Raw genomic sequence first — 16,380 nt, forward strand, 5'->3', positions numbered from 1 at the left:
TATTTCACACACCGGCCCCGATCTAGGGCATACTCGCCCGGCATCCGTTCGCCCGCTGTGCAGGAGATCGCACGCTTATCAGGACCAAAACGCCGACTCTGTCCTGATAAACGCACTCTGTCCTGTCGCCGGTGGCGGTGGCGGTGGCGGTGGCGGTGGCGGTGGCGGTGATGTGCGGATGCCGTCGGCCCGGGACAAGGACAAAGGCCCGGGACAAGGACGCAATCACCGCAATGGTCCTTGCGCCAGCACTATGTCCTTGTGTCAGGGCGATGTGGTGGGCGGATGCCGCAGCGCCGGCCACGGGACCGGACGGACAGCAGATGCACACGAGAGCCGGGCACACGAGTGCTGCACTGTCAAATCGGTCCGCGGTGCCGTTCGATGTGGTTATGGTGTGGCTATGGCGCTCCGCTCTTGTCCCACCCTCGCCCACGGCACTCGTGCCCCTCGTACCGTCGCTCGCCGGGCGCTCGCCGCCGGCGCACTCGCGCTCGCGCTCGGCCTGACCGGGTGCGCGTCAAGTTTCCCGGCCGACCCGAACGGCACCCTCGACCGGGTGACCGGCGGCACGCTGCGCGTCGGGGTCTCCCCGAACGGCGACTGGGCCGACATCTCCGACGGTGGCGAGCCATCCGGAGTCGAGGTCGCCCTCGTCGAGAAGTTCGCCGACGAACTCGACGCCGAGATCGCGTGGACGGAGGGTGGTGAGGAGAAGCTCATCGCTGACCTCGACGCGGGGCGGCTCGACCTCGTGATCGGCGGACTCACGGATGCCACACCGTGGGCCGACAAGGTTGCGGTGACCAGGCCATTCGACGAGGTCAGTATCGGCGGCGGCAAGACGGCCAAACACGTGATGGCCGCGCCGATGGGCGAGAACGCGTTTCTCCTCGAACTCGAGAGATTCCTCGCCGAGGAGGCTGCACTGTGACCCTCAACTTTGGAGTGACCGAGCTCCCCGAGAAGCAGACAGAGACCCTCAAGAAGGCCATCAGGCTCGAGTGGATCACCATAGGCTTCCTCGCGGTCACCGTCTTCCTCGTCTTCCTGGTGCTCGGCAACTCTCAGGCGATGAAAGCCGCGTGGATCGAGGACCTCCTCTCGTTCATCCCGCCGCTCGTCTTTCTCATCGCCATCCGCGTCGCGCGTCTCACCCCGAACCGGAAGCATCCGTACGGGTATCACCGCTCCGTCGGAGTCGGACACCTCGTCGCCGCGGTTGCCCTTGTCACGATGGGTACCTTCCTCATCATCGACTCCGCCTCATCGCTGCTGGCATCCGAGCATCCGAGCATCGGCTCGGTCACACTCTTCGGACACGTGTTCTGGCTGGGCTGGTTGATGATGGCAGTGATGGCAGCTATCGCGCTGCCGCCGGTCTTCATCGGGCGCGCGAAGATGAAACTCGCGCGCGAGCTGCACGACAAAGTGCTCTATGCCGACGCAGACATGAACAAGGCCGACTGGATGACCGCCGTCGGTTCCATCGTCGGCGTCGGCGGCATCGGGCTGGGTCTGTGGTGGGCGGACTCCGCCGCCGCGCTGTTCATCGCCGGCAGCATCCTCTGGGACGGTGTCAAGAACATTCGCGCCGCCGTTGAAGACCTCATGGACACCCGTGCGATGACCTTCGATGACGCGAAACCGCACCCGGTTGTTGACCGCGTCGATTCCTACCTGCGGTCTCTGGACTGGGTCGCGGATGCCGGTTCACGGGCACGCGACCAGGGGCACGTCCTCCACATCGAGGCCTTCGTGGTTCCGCGCGACCCGGGCAAAGTCAGCGTCGAGCAACTCGACGAGGCCCGCAAAGCGTGCATCGACCTGGACTGGAAGGTGCAGGACCTCGTGATCGCCCCGGTGGCGTCGCTGCCCGATGTGGTGCGCGACGAGCGGGCATCCGCCCACCGCAGCCGGGGGACCGAGTAAGCGCAGCAGTTGAGTATGCGGTCCGGGTTATACGGGCTCGGGTTTGGCCGCGGTTGCCGGTGGCTCAGGAACGATCTCGAGCCCCGACACGGAGTTCGACGACCGGACGAGTGCCTGCACCCACGCCGGGTTGATGATCGGGCTCTTGCCGCCGTAGTACTGGAAGGTCAGTGAAATCGCCGAGTGGATCCAGATCGTGGTGCGCCCGAGGCCGTTGGCCTTCTCGCTCCAGGTGAACGCAAAGGCTTCACCGCGGCGCAGCTTGGCGAGCATGACGATCTGCAGGTGGGAGAGGATGCGATCATCGATCGATGCTGTCACTTTTGAGTCGTAAGTGAGCGTTCCCACCGGGCGGACCTCCGTATTGGCTTTGTCGCCTCTCGGGGTCTCCGACAGGGCTTCTTGATTCTAGGGCTGCGCACCGTCGATACCGGAATCGGCCACACGCTCGGACAGGTGATTGACAGCGATCCTGCCGCTCACACGGTGACGACGGTGACCCGGTCTTTGCCCGCGTTCTTCGATTGGTACATCGCGGCATCCGCAAGTTTCAGGATGCCGTCGGTCGTGACCTGCGATTCGGCGTCCGGCGCGAGGAGTGCGACACCGATCGACGCCGACACCGGGAACTCGTCGGGAACATCGATGAGCGGTTCTTTTACCGCGGCGCGGATCCTGTCGGTGACGTGGCTGACGGCATCCGCGTCGGTGTCTTCGCAGACGATGACGAACTCGTCGCCGCCGTACCGGGCGATGGTGTCGTTGCTTCGAACCGAGGTCTTGAGGCGGTCGCCGATCTGACGCAGCACCTCGTCACCGATGGCGTGACCGCAACTGTCGTTGACGACTTTGAACCCGTCGAGATCGAGGAACACGACAGCGAGGGGTCGCCCGCTTCGGTTCGCTGTCGCGAGAGCCTGGGTCAGCCTGACCTGCAGTACCTTCCGGTTTCCCAGCCCGGTGAGCTGGTCGCACAGCGCCATCCTCGCCAGTTGCGCCTGCAGACGGATGCGCGACAGCACGTGCGCCGCCTGCCTGGCCAGTGTTGTGAAGAGTTCGACGGCCTCGTCGTCGATGTCCCGGCGGCGCCCGAAGAAGCAGACGACGGCGCCGATCGGCCGGCCTGCCTCCATGAGCGGAACGGCGCTGACCGTTTCAAGACGGGCGGAGCGAAGAACGGATGCCGTATCCGTCGACCGAAGGTCGTCCTCCTCGGTCGTCGACACGGTGACGACCCTGCCGAGGTCCATCGCCCTGTGCTCGGGCATGCCGGGGACATGCATCAGGTGCCGGAGCGGGTGGGTGCCAGCGGCAACGGAGAGGGTCCCGGTCTGGTCGGCGAAGAGGACGGCCGTGTGGGTCGCGGTGAATGCCTCGCGCGCGCTCTCGGCGAGGGCTTCGGCGAGAGCCTCCTCGGTTTCAGCGATTGTGAACGCGCTGGACGCGGACTGGAGCACGCGGATCCACGCCTCGGAGGATTCGGCGGCACGCCGGGCGGTAAGGAGTTCGCGCTCATAGTCGCGCCGCTCCGTCGAATCGAACACGGCGACCCGGACCTCAGCGGACTCGTCGGCCTGGACTCCGTTGACGAGGGTGGGCAGCGTCGACCCGTCTGCGCACATCAGCGAGAGGGCGATCTCATTGACGCGCCCGCGCAACCGCAGCACGGGGAGGTACCGCGTCTCGTGGAAGAGCCGGCTGCCGACGGTGAGAAGCGACTGGAAGGAGCGTCCGGTGACGTCCTCACGGGAGAGTCCGACCATGCGGAGGAAGGTGGTGTTGACCGCCGTGATCGTTCCGTCGGCGTCGGTGACCAGATACCCGCACGGCGCGTGTTCGAAGAGCTCCTCGAAATCGTGCCGGCTGGCGGTCAACGCCCCGTCGGATGCATCATCGCCGGTGATTGTCACCGCAGGTATGCCTTGATCTCGCTGGTCAGCTCGTCAGGGGCGGAGAGGTTGGGGCAGTGCCCTGTGGCCTCGAGAACGACGAGCGTGCTCCCGGGGATCGACCTGTGCACGTACTGTCCGACCGCGAGCGGAGCGATGATGTCCTCCTGGCACTGCAGCACCAGCGTGGGCGTCGTGACGTGGGGCAGGTCGTGCCGGTTGTCGGAGAGGAACGTCACCCGGGCGAAGTGCCCCGCGATCGTCGGATCCGTGCGGCAGAAGCTCTCGGTGAGCGATTCTCCCAGCTCGGGACGTGAACTGTGGCCCATGATGAGCGGCGCCATCGTGGCCGACCAGCCCAGGTAGTTCGCATCGAGCGCGTCGAGCAGGGAGTCGATGTCTTCCTGCTCAAACCCGCCCGTGTAGTTTTCGGTGTTGACGTAGCGGGGTGACGGACCGACGAGGACGAGAGCTCCGAAGCGCCCCGCATCGCGCGTCGCCGCGAGAACACCGATCATCGCGCTCACCGAGTGACCGACGAAGACGACATCCGTGAGGTCGAGGTCCTCGAGGATTTCGAGGACATCATCGGCGTATCCGTACAGCGAGTCGTACTTCCCCGCGTCGTACGCCGAGAGGTCGCTCGCCCCCGCGCCGACATGGTCGAACCGGATGACGAGGTAGTCGTCCTCGAACTGCGGTGCGACCTGGCTCCACATTTCGGAGCTGCACCCGAACCCGTGTGCAAAAACAATCGGTCGACCGGCGGGGTTGCCCGTCACCGAAACGTTGTTCCGTTTGCGGATCGCTGTGGTTGCGTCTGTAATCATTGCGGCTCCTGCTGTGTGCACTGCTGAAATCCCGAGAACCGCTCATCGGTGCCGCCGTTTCGGTGGCTCAAAAATTTTAGTGGAGCACGTTGGCGGTGAGCAACGCGATGCACCTTTCCGACAGTGAACCGGCCTCTCAGATGCCCTGTGGCGGATTATACGCACAAGGCGCCGAAAACCGCGAGCGTAGATTTCCCGTGACAGGCGTTGCACCATGAGCTATGCGATTTTGCCAGCGAACTCTTGAGGCCGCTCTCCGAATTACCGGAGCGGCGAAGCTTGGCAGGCCGCAATGACGCTCGAAGACGACCTCTGGGGTGCCGTCTCGAGACACGAGATCGAGGCATATTTCCAGCCACAGATCGACGTTGCCACCGGTGAGATCACGGCGGTCGAGGCGCTCGCGCGCTGGCGGCATCCGACGCAGGGACTCATCCCGCCGGTCGAGTTCATTCCCATCGCGGAAAGCACAGGCATCATTCACGAGATCGGCGCCTTCATGCTGGAGGAGGGATGCCGCCACGCTGCCAGGTGGCGGGGTGACGGTCTTGCAATCCACGTGTCGGTGAACGTTTCCGCTGTTCAGCTCGCGACACCGGAGGTTTTCGAGCAGCTTCACGACCTCCTCGGTGAGCACCAACTACCCGACGGCACACTCACGATCGAGATCACCGAATCGCAGCTCATCATGGATCTCGCCGATGTTGCCACCCGGCTCGAACGGTTGCGAGCCATCGGCCTCGGCGTCTCGCTCGACGACTTCGGCACCGGGCACTCATCGCTCGCCCAGCTCAGGGACCTGCCGATCACTGAGCTCAAGATCGACAAGTCGCTGATCCAGGGGAATACGAGCAACGGTGCGCTGATCGCGGTCGCGGTGTCGCTGCTCCAGGAGCGCGGCGTTCGCGTGGTCGCCGAGGGTGTCGAGACAACGGAACACCTCGACCTGGTGCAGCGCATTCACTGCGACCGGGCGCAGGGCTACCTTTTCGGTCGCCCGCAGCCGGTCGAGGAGCTGGACCCGGTACTGGCCGGTGCGCGATGAGCGCGTTGCCGTCCGGGTGCCTCAGAAGGTCAGAGTCCGCTGAAGGAGTCGTCTTCGATCGGCACCGAGTTCTCGTTGCCGGAATCGGATCCATTGTCGCCGCCGACCTCGATCTGGCTCCACACAACGGGCATGCCGGGGGAGAACAGAATGTCCAGGCCGGGCCCACCGCGTAGCGGTGGGATGGTGACGTATCCGCCGCCGGCCTGAATGGCCTTGAGGATCTGTGACCGCAGTTCGGTTACCGGGTCCGGGAGGAAGTAGTCACGTCCGTCGACGGTCAGCCTGTGAACAATCACTTGGTATTTCCTGTCTCTGCCGGCGAGGACTCATCCATCGCATCTTCACCAACGTTAGTGGTTTCCGCGGTCAAGCCGCGTCCGCAGCGAGGGGCTTGCGCTTTCCGCGTGCGGTGGTAGTGCGGGTCGCTAGCTCGTGATGAGCTCGGGTTGCGGGGGCGGCGGAGCGCCCGGGATGAGCCCGAGGGAGGCGAGGAGGAGGTCAGGTTCGTCGCGAACCTCGGCGTAGCAATACCAGGCCGGTCCCTCTGGGCCGATCATCTCGAACCGCGCGGTCGAGCCTGTCGCGAACGGGGCGTCGCGCTGGACCACCAGGCTGCAGCTCACGTCGGCGGTGTGCGTTGCCGTCGAGATGGTGACGAGGATGCCGGGCAGGATCAGAGCGATTACGCCAATGATGACAAGGAAACGCATGGGGCGGAGCATTCGCTGTGATGGCAGTGGCCTGCCGTCACTCGGTTCGTAGCCGTCGAGCTCCGGGTAATTGGTCACTCAGTCATTTTGTCATCGATGGCTGGGAACTGTTCACTCTGCGGTTCGCGGTGAGCGGACGCCGGGAACGCTCGTCGGCGCCGGGTCAGGCGACCGGTTCGCCCAGGCCGGCGAGGCGCCGGGACCGCGTTGCCGCCGACCTCACGGCGCCCACGCTGGCGAGGATGACGAGACCGATCGCGACCCAGCCGAGGATGCTGAGGTGCTGGTGCAGCACGACCACCCCAACGACGGCCGCCGTCGCTGGAGCCAGGCTCATCAGGATGGAGAAAGCTGAGGCGGCGAGACGCCGGAGGGCGAACAATTCGAGGGCGTATGGAATGGCGGAGGAGAGGACAGCAACCGCAGCCCCGAGCGCGAGGATACGAGGCTCGAAGAGTACTGCTCCGGCATGTGCGATGCCGAACGGCAGGGTCACCAGCGCGCCGATGGTCATCGCGATGGCGAGTCCGTCGAGCTTCGGGAACCGCGCGCCCGTCCGCGCCGAGAGCAGGATGTACGCCATCCAGCACGAACCTGCGCCAGCCGCAAAGAGCACACCGACCGGATCGAGTTCGTCGACCCCGCCCCAGCCGAGCAGTCCGACTCCGGCGACGGCGAGTACCGCCCAGAGCCAGCTCGATGCCCGGCGACTCACGATCACCGACAGGAGCAGCGGGCCGAGCACCTCGATGGTCACCGCCGGGCCGAGCGGGAGCCTCTCGAGCGCCAGGTAGAACAGAACATTCATCGCGGCGAGGATGAGGCCGAAGCCGCCGACGGTGACCCAGTCGGCCCGCGAGTGTCCGCCGAGCGCCGGGCGGGCAACGATCACCAGAAGCAGGGCGGCGAAGACGAGTCGCAGGGCCACCATGCCCACCGGTTCGACGACAGGAAAGAGGAGCACAGCGAACGACGCACCGATTTCCTGGCAGAGCAGGCCGCCGAGAACGAGAGCGACACCGAGAGTCGCGCCCTGCGATGCGGGGTGCGGCGCTGTCGCGGTCATGGTGTCGAGCGTAGGGCCGCACGGCTCGCTTCATGAAATGCGCGCGTCCTGCGGAGTGGCCCTGTTGCGCTCGCAGCGACCGCGATGGGGGATGGGTCGTCCGCCGTCACGCCGGTGCCCTAGACGGCATCCCGGCGTGGGGAATAGGGTCGCAGTCACCGCAGGCTTTCTGAACGGACAGAACGGGGTGCGCCATGGGAGGCAGTCTCCTTACCGACACCGAGTTACGCGAAATCGAGCGAGCGAACGAGTCCGGGCGCCCACCCATCGTGTTTGTGCACGGGCTCTGGCTGCTGTCATCGAGCTGGGACCGGTGGCGCGCGCTCTTCGAGGATGCCGGGTTTGCCACACTCGCACCGATCTGGCCCGACGACCCCGCGACTGTCGAGGCCGCACGGCAAGACCCGGCCGTGTTCGCGCACAAGATGGTCAGGGAGGTCACCGAGCACTTTCTGGATGCCATCGGTCATCTGGCGGACAAGCCAGCGATCATCGGTCACTCGTTCGGTGGCCTGATCGCCCAGAGCCTCGCGGGCACCGGTGAGGCAACCGTGACCGTCGCGGTTTCGCCCGCTCCATTCCGAGGGGTGCTGCCGTTGCCGCTGTCATCGCTCAAGGCGGCGGCGCCGGTGCTCAGCAACCCGGTGAACGCCACGCGTGCGGTCTCGCTCACCTACGAGCAGTTCGCCTACGGCTGGACGAACGCCCTCGACGACGAGGAGGGGCGGGCGCTGTATGACGAATTCCACGTCGCTGCGGCCGGCATCCCGCTGTTTGAAGCGGCGACGGCGAACATCAACCCGTTCAGCCATATCGTCGTGGATACCCGGAATCCTGACCGCGGGCCGCTGCTGATCATCTCGGGGGAGATGGACCACATGATCCCGTGGGCCATCGCGCAGGCCGGGTTCAAGCAGCAGGAGCACAACCCCGGGCACACCGAGATCATCGAGATTCCGCGCCGGGGTCACTCGCTCACGATCGACCACGGGTGGCGGGACGTCGCCGAGGTTGCGCTGTCGTTCGTCAGGGAGCACGGGTAGTCCGTACGGCGCCGGTGCGGGGCTGCTCGTCGGGTGCGCCGAGTGCGGCCGGTAGGCTCGAGGGGAGAGAAACTGGAGTCGCCACATGGGGCAACGCTCGACGCCCCGGGCGTCCACCCTGGCCGGAGCGCTCGTCGCCCTCGCCGCTGCCATCGCCCTCGCGGTGTCGATGTTCAGCCCGCAGGATGCTGCCCAGCAGCCCGGGACCCGGCCATCCACGTCGCAGGCCCCGAGCCCGGCCGAGACGGGCGACACCGATAACGGCGCGGCACCCGGGACCGGCAGCACCGGCCCTATGGCATCCGCCCCGATCGTGGGAACAGCGAGCGAGACACTGGCCGCGCTCCCGACGAAGGGCCGCGCGCCCAAGACCGGTTACGACCGCACCGGCTCGTTCGGGAGGGCCTGGATCGACGTCGACGGTAACGGCTGCGACACCCGCAACGACATCCTCGCCCGTGATCTCACCGACATTTTCCTCGAGGGCGACTGCCGGGTGATGTCCGGGTCGCTCGACAACATCTACGGCGGCATCGACGTCGAGTTCACCCGCGGGCAAGAGACCTCCACCGCTGTGCAGGTCGACCACGTCGTTGCGCTGATGAACGCGTGGGAGACCGGCGCCCAGCAGCTCAGCCAGGCTGAGCGCGAGGCGCTCGCCAACGATCCGCTGAACCTTCAGGCGACGGATGCCTCCTCCAACGGGCAAAAGCAGGCGGGCGACGCGGCAACCTGGCTCCCACCCGCGAAGAGCTACCGCTGTGAATACGTAGCGCGGCAAATCTCGGTGAAGGCCGTCTACCGGCTGTGGGTGACCGCCGCCGAACGCTCGGCGATGGAGGGCGTGCTCGCCACCTGCCCCGGCCAGCCGGCCTACGGATCGATGCTCGCGGCCGGATAGGGCCTCGTGTGCCCGCCCGCCGCCCGCTCGCGCCGCTCCTGCCGCGCGGTCCGCGCCCTGGTTGCCGTGAGGGCCAGTGCGAGCAGGCTCGCGCCGATGAGCCCACCGAGCGTGTTGCCGAGCAGGTCTGTGATATCGCCGAGGCGCCCTGACCTGAAAAGCAGCTGTCCGGTCTCGATGACGAGCGAGAGCGCAAAGCACACGACGGGTGACAGCCACCGGCGCCCGGGAGGCAGCAGCACGGCGAGCACGAAGCCCAGCGGGACAAACATGGCGATGTTCGCCGCGAATTCCACGACGCCGTAACGGAGGAGAGCAGGGCCCCCGGCGCTCTGTTGCGCGGCAAGCCAGCCTCGGAGCGTGTCGGCGAAGCCGGCATCGATCGGGGTCGGCCAGAAGGTGATGCTGAAAACGGCGAGGGCACCGATCGCGAGAAGCGCCACGGCAATGCGGCAATGGCGCTGAGTGACCATGACGCTCCTTTCCGCTGTGACCGCTGTGACCGCTGTGACCCCTGTTTGGGCGCGATGCGCTCCTCTGACCTGAAGCCTATGCTCAAAGTGAGCTTTCGTCATGTTGGTTCACCGCTGCGGGAACTGTTCCGCCTCATCGTCGGGAAGTCATGTCCGCACAGCGAGCCCACCGCGCCCCGATCCGCACCGTAGTGCTTGTGGCGATCCTGGTGTTCGGTCTCGCTGCTCTCGCTGCCGCCCTGTGGGTGGGGCTTCGCGGCACCGCGGCCGCGGAGGAGCTCAGTGCGGCCAGGTCTGTGGCCTCGGTCGTCCGGGATGACGTCGTCGCCGGCGACACTGATGCCGCAACGGCGTCGCTGGCGAAGCTCATCGTTCACACGAATCGAGCCGTCGCGCTCACGAGCGACCCGATCTGGGCGGTGGCGGAACGCATACCGTTTGCGGGCGCCAACCTGATCGCCGTCCGGCAGGGTGCCGCCGTTGTGGATGACCTGGCCTCCGATGTCGCCCGGCCGCTCATCCCCGCGGTCGGCAGTCTCACCATCGCGCCGGTCGCGGGGGCCTCGATCGACCTGGCACCCCTCGCGGCTGCCGCGCCCACCGTGTCTGCGGCGCGAGCTGCGGTCGAACCGATCAGGGCCGCGTCGCGAAAGATCGAGACTGACCCAACACTCCCGTTTATTCGTGATGCCGTTGGCGAGCTCACGGCGCTGGTCGAGTCCACCGCTGACACCATTGCGTCCCTCGATCGCGCGACCGCCCTGTTGCCGGGCATGCTCGGCGGCACCGAGACACGCAACTATCTGCTGCTCGTCCAGAACAATGCAGAACTGCGTTCCTCAGGGGGTCTTGTCGGTGCGACGGCGGTGCTGACGGCATCCGGTGGTTCCCTCACCGTGTCGCAGCAGAAGTCGACCAATGACTATCCGGTGCTCGCCGAGCCGGTTCTGCCGGTGACGACCGCGGAGGCCAACCTCTACGGGGAGGTTCTCGGTCGCTACATCATGAACGTCAACCTCACGCCCGACTTTGCACGGGTCGCCGAACTTGCCATCGCTATGGCCGAGCCTGTCTACGGGATGACATTCAACGGCGCGGTGGCCATCGATCCGTTCGTTCTGCAGCGGGTTCTCGGGGCAACCGGCCCCGTGTCGGTGGCCGGCGGCGTGTCGTTGGACGGCACAAACGCGGCCCGGGTCCTGCTCAGCGATGTGTACCGCGACATCCCGGATGCACGCGCGCAGGACGCGTTCTTCGCGAACGCGACGGATGCCGTCTTCGATGCTCTGACGTCGGAGGGCGTCGATCAGCGGGCGCTTCTCTCCGCGGTCGCAGACGGTGCCGCGGAGGGACGCATCCTGCTGTTCAGTACCGACCCATCCGAGCAGGCGGTGCTCGCGGAGACGAGCCTCGCTGGTTCGTTACCGCAGCCTTCGGAGGAGACTGTCGGTATTTACCTCAACGACGCGACCGGCGCGAAGATGGGCCTTTACCTTGAGGCGGTTGCCGAGGTGGGCTGCTCCCGGGTGAGCGGGAGCGCAAATCACCGGGCGACGGTGACCCTGACGAGTGCTGCTCCGACGGATGCCGCGACCAGCCTGTCGGCGCTCGTCACCGGGAATGGGATCTTCGGTGTCGTGGCCGGCGACATCCGCACGCAGGTACTCGTCGTGCTCCCCGCTGGCGCTTCGGTGCACGCGGCGACCCGCGGGGATGACAAGGTTGCGACGGTCGCACGGGATGACGGAGGCCGAACCGTGGTGTCCCTGTTCGTGCAGGTGTCACCGGGGGAGGCGGTCACCGTGACGGTGGATTTCATGGCTGTTGAGATCGAATCCGTCGTAGGCACTCCCGGTGTCGCAATAGCTCACCCCGAACGGGGGCGTACCGGATGCCCCGCCGACCGCTAACGTGAGGATCACTCAGGTTTGGAGGGGTGCGTCGAAATCAACGTGCCCCTCCGGTCTGCCCCGACCCTAAGGAGTGTGTGAGGTGGTCCCTCGATCAATTGCGGTAGCCGTGTTGGCCATAGCCGCGACCCTGTCCCTGCCCACCGAGGCGGGAGCGGCGAGTTACCCGCCCGACGACGCGGCGGCGGTCGACGCCGCGGCGTGCCAGGGCCGGTACGTTGCCGAGCCGGGCTATTTCGAGCCGGGCGAGACAGTGACGATCACGATCACCGGCGGAGATGAAGACGCAATCTCGATCGCTCCCGCGGCCTTCAGGGCGAAGACCTTTCCAACGGTCACCGCCGAGGACGATGGCAGCCTCGTTCTCACCATCATGAACGAGGCGCGCACCAATGGGACTTTCGAGCTCACGACGACAGGCACCGTCAGCCCCGCCCGCGGGCCGCTGCTGTTCAGCCTGACGGCATCCTGCACGCCCGCCGCCGACGGCGCGCTTCCGCACACCGGCGCGGACCTCACTCCGGTCTGGCTCGGCGGCGGGATGCTTCTCGTCGGGGCGCTCGCCCTCACCGGAGCCTACGTCGTGCGTCGCCAGCGCCGCGGGTAACGCTCGCGGTGACGGTCGCGTCACGGCCGCGTCATCGGGGCCGTGAAATATCGGCTATCCTTAGTGAGGCCCTTGGGCCATCGGGGTGTGGCGCAGCTTGGTAGCGCGCTTCGTTCGGGACGAAGAGGTCGTGGGTTCGAATCCCGCCACCCCGACAGATAAGCCGTTCGGTTCTTACAGAACCGGGCGGCTTTTTTGTTGCTCGGGTTGTGTGTCGGCAGCGCCGACATAAGGAAATAGCGCCGAGGCAAGGATGCCGGTGGCCGGCTTGTCCTTATCTCGGCGCTATTTCCTTCTCGGGGCTGCGTTCGCCTAGTCGCGGGCGACGAGGGTGAGCAGGGTCGCCTCTGGCGGGCAGGCAAACCGCACCGGCGCGTAAATCGACGTGCCGAGGCCAGCGCTCACGTGCAGGAAGGCCGACCGGAAGGCATGACGCCACAGGCTCAGGCCCTTGACCTGCTCGCGTGGAATGTCGCAGTTGGTGACGAGCGCACCGAACCGCGGCAGGCAGACCTGGCCGCCGTGCGTGTGGCCGGCGAGGATGAGGTCGGCACCGTGGTTCACAAACGAGTTAAGCACGCGCTGGTACGGCGCGTGGGCAACTCCGATGTGCACGACGTTGTCAGGGTTGGTCCCCGTGCCGCCGAAGCTCTCGTCATCGTTCTGCGCGTCGAGGAGGCCAGTCAGGAGGTCGAGACGGTCGGCGCCGATGTGCGGGTCGTCGACGCCGAAGACGTTGAACGTGGTGCCCTTGAGCGTGACGGTGCCAACCGCGTTGTTCAGGGACTGCCAGCCCAGGGCATCCGTGAAGAAGGATTCGAGGCGCGCGGTGTCGAGGTTGCGCTGGCGCTTGTGTGGCGCAGATCCGTTCGATGACGGCCCCTGGAAGTACTTGAGCCAGCTCTTGCGCATCGGGCCGTAGTAGTCGTTGGATCCGTTGACGTACAGTCCCGGCACGCCACCGAAGTCGGCAAAGGCACGCTCGATACCCGGGATGCCGTCTTCGTGCCCGAGGTTGTCGCCGGTATCGACGATGAGGTCAGGGTTGAGCTTCGCGAGTTCGCGTACCCAGGCCTGCTTATCGCGCTGCCACGGGGCCATGTGCAGGTCGGAGAGGTGGAGAATCGTGACGGATGCTGCGCCCTTGGGCAGCACAGGAACAGTCTCCTCACGCAGCGTGAACCGCTTGCGTTCGACGAGTGAGCCCCACGCGAAAGTGGCGGCACCAATCAGGGCCAGGGCGCCGAAGGCTGCCCCGACCCTGCTGGTCGCGCGCTGAGCTGACCGGCTCAATCGCAGTTCTGTCGTGTCACGGTGATGGTCACGGTCTGACCAGCAGCCAGGGTGGAATCAGCCGCTGGGGTCTGCTTCGAGACCACGCCCTTGCCCGGTGGGGCCTTCGGATCCGCCGCACACTCCGCGGCGACCTCGTACCCGACGTCCTCAAGGGTCTCCTTGGCCGCTTCCGGGTCGGCCTGAACGACGTTCGGGACCTTGAGCGGAGCGACGCCCGTGCTCGGGTGCAGGGTGATCGTCGAACCCGTGGCGACGTCGGAGCCAGCGGCGGGATCGGTGGACGCGACGAGGCCTGCGCCCACGCTCGAGTCGACCGGGCTGCCGACCTGGACGGCGAAGCCGGACTTCTCGAGGATCGCCGATGCGGCTTCAACCGACTGGCCAGCGACCTCGGGGACCGCGACGCGCTTGGCCTTGATCAGCGAGTCTGACGGGTTCGGGAATTCCTCTCCGCCGTACTTCGCGATCGACGACTTGAGGATGCCAGCGAAGACACCGAATTTCGCGCTGAAGCCAGACTGGCCCTTATTCACGCGAACGTTGTACATGTTGGACGTTCCGGACACGTTGCCGATCCAGAGGGAGGTGATGGCCTCGCTGGTGCCACCGGTGACCCAGGAGTGCCTGGCCTCATCGGCGGTACCCGTCTTGCCCATCAGAGGAGCGCCGGGTACCGCTGCCCGAGCTGCGGTGCCACCGGCCTTGAACACTGTCTCCATCGCAAACGTCGCAGCGTTGGCAACCTCGGGGGTCACCGCCTGCGTGCACGTGCTCTTGGGTGCCGGAATCTCGGCGCCGTCCGGGCCGAAGACCTTGTCGATGGCGATCGGCGAGCAGGTGAGACCTGATGCGGCGATGCCGGCGATTCCGGTTGCCACGGAAAGCGGGGCCACTTCGTTGGCGCCGAGCAGGGTGCCGGGGTAGGCCTCAAGCGGCTTGCCGTCTGCGCGGTGCACACCCATGGCCTCTGCGCCCTGGAAGATGGAGCACATGTCGAGCTTCTGAGCCATGGCGACGAACGCCGTGTTCACCGAGCGGCGCGTGGCGTCGATGGGTGTAATGGAGCCAGAGCTCGAGCCGTCGTAGTTCTTGGGGTTGTACGCCTTCGTGTAGTTTCCGGTGCAGCTGTCCTTCCACTTGGTGAAGGTTCGCCTCTGTCCGTTCACCGACTCGTTGAGTGAGTGGCCCTCTTTCAGCCAGTCGAGGAGAATGAAGGACTTGAAGGTCGATCCCATCTGGAACCCGGAAGAGCCGCCGTATGCCTTATCGGTGTTGTAGTTCACCGAGGTGTACGCGTTGCTCGTGGCGGTCAGTGCCTTGTCGTTGCTGAACGTCTTGTTCTGGGCCATGGCCAGCACTCGACCGGTTCCCGGCTGCACGGTCGATGCCGCGGCGCCGATGTTGGTGCGGGCCATCGTGTGAGGGATCGCTGCATCGATCGATGCCTGGCTTGCGGCCTGGATGTCGAGGTCGAGCGTCGTGTAGATCTGGAGTCCACCGCGGCGAAGAGCTGCGGCACGTTCCTCCGGCGTTGCGCCGAATGCTGCGTCCTGCTTGACGATCCAGGTCACGTAGTCACAGAAGTAGGCAGCGTTGCCTGCCGTCTGGCATCCGGTACTTGGCTGCGTGATGGCTGGTGTGATGACGGCCGCGATGGCCGCAGCGTGCTGCTCTGCGGTGATCTTGCCGTGCTCGAGCATGTCGTTGAGCACGTAGTCGCGACGGATTTTGGTCTTCGAGTAACCATCGGCTGCGCCGTTGACTTCGTTGGCCGGCTTGTCGATCCGAAGGTTGTTCGGGTTGTTGACCATGGCGATGAGGGTCGCTGCCTGCTCGACGTTGAGGTCGATGGCGTTGACGCTGAAGTAGTACTTAGCGGCAGCCTGGATGCCGTAGGTGCGTGCGCCGAAGTTGGCGATGTTCAGGTAGCCGAGGAGGATGTCGTCTTTCGAGTAGTCCTTCTCAACGCCGATCGCGAGCCGCATCTCCTTGAGCTTGCGGGCTGCGCCGTCGGCGCCCGATGCCTTCGTGGCCTCATCCGCGCACGCGTTGAGGTCTTCCTGGGAGGCCGATTCGACCTCGCACTGCTGGATGAGGACGTTCTTCACGTACTGCTGGGTGATGGTCGATCCACCCTGTGTCTGCCCGCCGACCACGTAGGTCTTGAAGATAGCCCGCGCGGTTCCGATCATGTCGACGCCTCCGTGCTCGAAGAAGCGCGGGTCCTCTGCTGCGACCGCTGCGTCCTTCGCGAACTGCGACACCTGGTCGCTCGTGACCTCTTCGCGGTTCTGGTCGTAGAACGAGGCGAGCAGGGGAGTGCTGCCGTCGGAGGCCGTGGCGTAAATGTTGGTCTTCTCCATCGACTGGCCTACCTTGAGGTAGTCGGGGAGCTCGTTGAAGACGCCAATCGTGCTGTTGGCGGTCATGCCAGTGACGGCAAGTGCGGGCGTGACGGCAGCGGTAACGAGTATTCCGGCAGCGACACTTAGTCCGATGAACCCGAGGAAGCCCCCGAGCACACCACTAGCCGTGCGTTTTTGTTCAGGCATAGGATCACTTTAAGCGACAAATCTGTAAAAGCGCCTTAATGGGTGCTCTGGTGGGTCCGTGGTGTGCCGCTGTGCCGGTATGTCCCGGCATCCCGCCGTCGCGATTCGCACCGACACAAAAGG

Annotated in this window: 16 protein-coding genes and 1 tRNA gene; 8 read left to right on the forward strand and 9 right to left on the reverse strand. The window is 65.8% G+C overall.

All coding sequences use genetic code 11. The features are described 5' to 3' along the window. The first annotated feature begins 403 nt into the window (after positions 1 to 403). Entirely contained in the window at positions 404 to 934 is a 531-nt protein-coding gene (locus AC1X6S_RS09200) for a transporter substrate-binding domain-containing protein (protein ID WP_483405449.1), read from the forward strand. Continuing rightward, positions 931 to 1,932 carry a cation diffusion facilitator family transporter gene (locus AC1X6S_RS09205; protein WP_483405450.1) on the forward strand — a complete coding sequence of 334 codons (1,002 nt, stop codon included), beginning with the start codon at positions 931 to 933 and terminating at the stop codon, positions 1,930 to 1,932. Before AC1X6S_RS09200 ends, AC1X6S_RS09205 begins: the two co-directional genes overlap by 4 nt. 27 nt (positions 1,933 to 1,959) lie before the next feature. Here AC1X6S_RS09205 and AC1X6S_RS09210 read toward each other — a convergent pair whose 3' ends face one another. From AC1X6S_RS09210 to AC1X6S_RS09220, 3 genes are all read right to left on the reverse strand, one after another. Beyond that, complete coding sequence (locus AC1X6S_RS09210) at positions 1,960 to 2,280, reverse strand: DUF7882 family protein (protein ID WP_483405451.1); 321 nt, start codon at positions 2,278 to 2,280, stop codon at positions 1,960 to 1,962. A gap of 131 nt (positions 2,281 to 2,411) precedes the next feature. After that, on the reverse strand, positions 2,412 to 3,842 hold the full coding sequence (locus AC1X6S_RS09215; RefSeq protein ID WP_483405452.1) for a diguanylate cyclase: 1,431 nt from the start codon (positions 3,840 to 3,842) through the stop codon (positions 2,412 to 2,414). Further along, on the reverse strand, positions 3,839 to 4,651 hold the full coding sequence (locus tag AC1X6S_RS09220; protein WP_483405453.1) for an alpha/beta fold hydrolase: 813 nt from the start codon (positions 4,649 to 4,651) through the stop codon (positions 3,839 to 3,841). The genes AC1X6S_RS09215 and AC1X6S_RS09220 overlap by 4 nt, the downstream gene beginning before the upstream one ends. 292 nt (positions 4,652 to 4,943) lie before the next feature. Between AC1X6S_RS09220 and AC1X6S_RS09225 the strand changes: the two genes are divergently transcribed. Further along, positions 4,944 to 5,696 carry an EAL domain-containing protein gene (locus AC1X6S_RS09225; RefSeq protein ID WP_483405454.1) on the forward strand — a complete coding sequence of 251 codons (753 nt, stop codon included), beginning with the start codon at positions 4,944 to 4,946 and terminating at the stop codon, positions 5,694 to 5,696. Positions 5,697 to 5,725: 29 nt separating this feature from the next. Here the strand turns inward: AC1X6S_RS09225 and AC1X6S_RS09230 are convergent, their stop codons facing one another. From AC1X6S_RS09230 to AC1X6S_RS09240, 3 genes are all read right to left on the reverse strand, one after another. Continuing rightward, the gene (locus tag AC1X6S_RS09230) at positions 5,726 to 5,995 is read right to left on the reverse strand and encodes a hypothetical protein (RefSeq protein WP_483405455.1); all 270 of its coding nucleotides are present in this window, start codon (positions 5,993 to 5,995) and stop codon (positions 5,726 to 5,728) included. A gap of 129 nt (positions 5,996 to 6,124) precedes the next feature. Continuing rightward, entirely contained in the window at positions 6,125 to 6,487 is a 363-nt protein-coding gene (locus AC1X6S_RS09235) for a hypothetical protein (protein WP_483405456.1), read from the reverse strand. A gap of 85 nt (positions 6,488 to 6,572) precedes the next feature. Beyond that, positions 6,573 to 7,475: an EamA family transporter gene (locus tag AC1X6S_RS09240; protein ID WP_483405457.1), complete on the reverse strand. Its 903-nt coding sequence runs from the start codon at positions 7,473 to 7,475 to the stop codon at positions 6,573 to 6,575. A 194-nt stretch (positions 7,476 to 7,669) separates the two neighbouring features. Here AC1X6S_RS09240 and AC1X6S_RS09245 point away from each other — a divergent pair, with 194 nt between their 5' ends. Next, a complete protein-coding gene (locus AC1X6S_RS09245) occupies positions 7,670 to 8,518 on the forward strand; it encodes an alpha/beta hydrolase (RefSeq protein WP_483405458.1) in 849 nt (282 codons plus the stop codon). 85 nt (positions 8,519 to 8,603) lie between these two features. Continuing rightward, positions 8,604 to 9,419 carry an HNH endonuclease family protein gene (locus AC1X6S_RS09250; RefSeq protein WP_483405459.1) on the forward strand — a complete coding sequence of 272 codons (816 nt, stop codon included), beginning with the start codon at positions 8,604 to 8,606 and terminating at the stop codon, positions 9,417 to 9,419. Here AC1X6S_RS09250 and AC1X6S_RS09255 read toward each other — a convergent pair. Further along, a complete protein-coding gene (locus AC1X6S_RS09255; protein ID WP_483405460.1) occupies positions 9,392 to 9,892 on the reverse strand; it encodes a VanZ family protein in 501 nt (166 codons plus the stop codon). The genes AC1X6S_RS09250 and AC1X6S_RS09255 overlap by 28 nt on opposite strands. 149 nt (positions 9,893 to 10,041) lie before the next feature. On the opposite strand from AC1X6S_RS09255, the gene AC1X6S_RS09260 reads away from it, so the two are divergent. The 3 genes from AC1X6S_RS09260 (at position 10,042) to AC1X6S_RS09270 (ending at position 12,564) form a co-directional block, all read left to right on the forward strand. Further along, a complete protein-coding gene (locus AC1X6S_RS09260; protein WP_483405461.1) occupies positions 10,042 to 11,802 on the forward strand; it encodes a DUF4012 domain-containing protein in 1,761 nt (586 codons plus the stop codon). 82 nt (positions 11,803 to 11,884) lie between these two features. After that, on the forward strand, positions 11,885 to 12,409 hold the full coding sequence (locus tag AC1X6S_RS09265) for a hypothetical protein (RefSeq protein WP_483405462.1): 525 nt from the start codon (positions 11,885 to 11,887) through the stop codon (positions 12,407 to 12,409). Between the two features lie 81 nt (positions 12,410 to 12,490). Further along, a tRNA-Pro gene (locus AC1X6S_RS09270) sits at positions 12,491 to 12,564 on the forward strand. A 157-nt stretch (positions 12,565 to 12,721) separates the two neighbouring features. On the opposite strand, the gene AC1X6S_RS09275 is transcribed toward AC1X6S_RS09270, so the two are convergent. Both AC1X6S_RS09275 and AC1X6S_RS09280 read right to left on the reverse strand, forming a co-directional pair. Next, positions 12,722 to 13,702, reverse strand: a complete 981-nt coding sequence (locus tag AC1X6S_RS09275; protein WP_483405463.1) for a metallophosphoesterase — start codon at positions 13,700 to 13,702, stop codon at positions 12,722 to 12,724. Continuing rightward, positions 13,699 to 16,257, reverse strand: a complete 2,559-nt coding sequence (locus AC1X6S_RS09280; protein WP_483405464.1) for a transglycosylase domain-containing protein — start codon at positions 16,255 to 16,257, stop codon at positions 13,699 to 13,701. Before AC1X6S_RS09280 ends, AC1X6S_RS09275 begins: the two co-directional genes overlap by 4 nt. Positions 16,258 to 16,380 lie beyond the last annotated feature (123 nt).

The sequence above is a fragment of the Mycetocola sp. Y442 genome, from assembly GCF_056898615.1.

Bases quoted from the DNA above. Each gene is read 5' to 3' on its own strand.
- AC1X6S_RS09255 (WP_483405460.1), bottom strand. From the start codon at position 9,892: ATGGTCACTCAGCGCCATTGCCGCATTGCCGTGGCGCTTCTCGCGATC.
- AC1X6S_RS09250 (WP_483405459.1), top strand. From the start codon at position 8,604: ATGGGGCAACGCTCGACGCCCCGGGCGTCCACCCTGGCCGGAGCGCTC.
- AC1X6S_RS09260 (WP_483405461.1), top strand. From the start codon at position 10,042: ATGTCCGCACAGCGAGCCCACCGCGCCCCGATCCGCACCGTAGTGCTT.
- AC1X6S_RS09200 (WP_483405449.1), top strand. From the start codon at position 404: ATGGCGCTCCGCTCTTGTCCCACCCTCGCCCACGGCACTCGTGCCCCT.
- AC1X6S_RS09225 (WP_483405454.1), top strand. From the start codon at position 4,944: ATGACGCTCGAAGACGACCTCTGGGGTGCCGTCTCGAGACACGAGATC.
- AC1X6S_RS09280 (WP_483405464.1), bottom strand. From the start codon at position 16,257: ATGCCTGAACAAAAACGCACGGCTAGTGGTGTGCTCGGGGGCTTCCTC.
- AC1X6S_RS09220 (WP_483405453.1), bottom strand. From the start codon at position 4,651: ATGATTACAGACGCAACCACAGCGATCCGCAAACGGAACAACGTTTCG.
- AC1X6S_RS09240 (WP_483405457.1), bottom strand. From the start codon at position 7,475: ATGACCGCGACAGCGCCGCACCCCGCATCGCAGGGCGCGACTCTCGGT.
- AC1X6S_RS09245 (WP_483405458.1), top strand. From the start codon at position 7,670: ATGGGAGGCAGTCTCCTTACCGACACCGAGTTACGCGAAATCGAGCGA.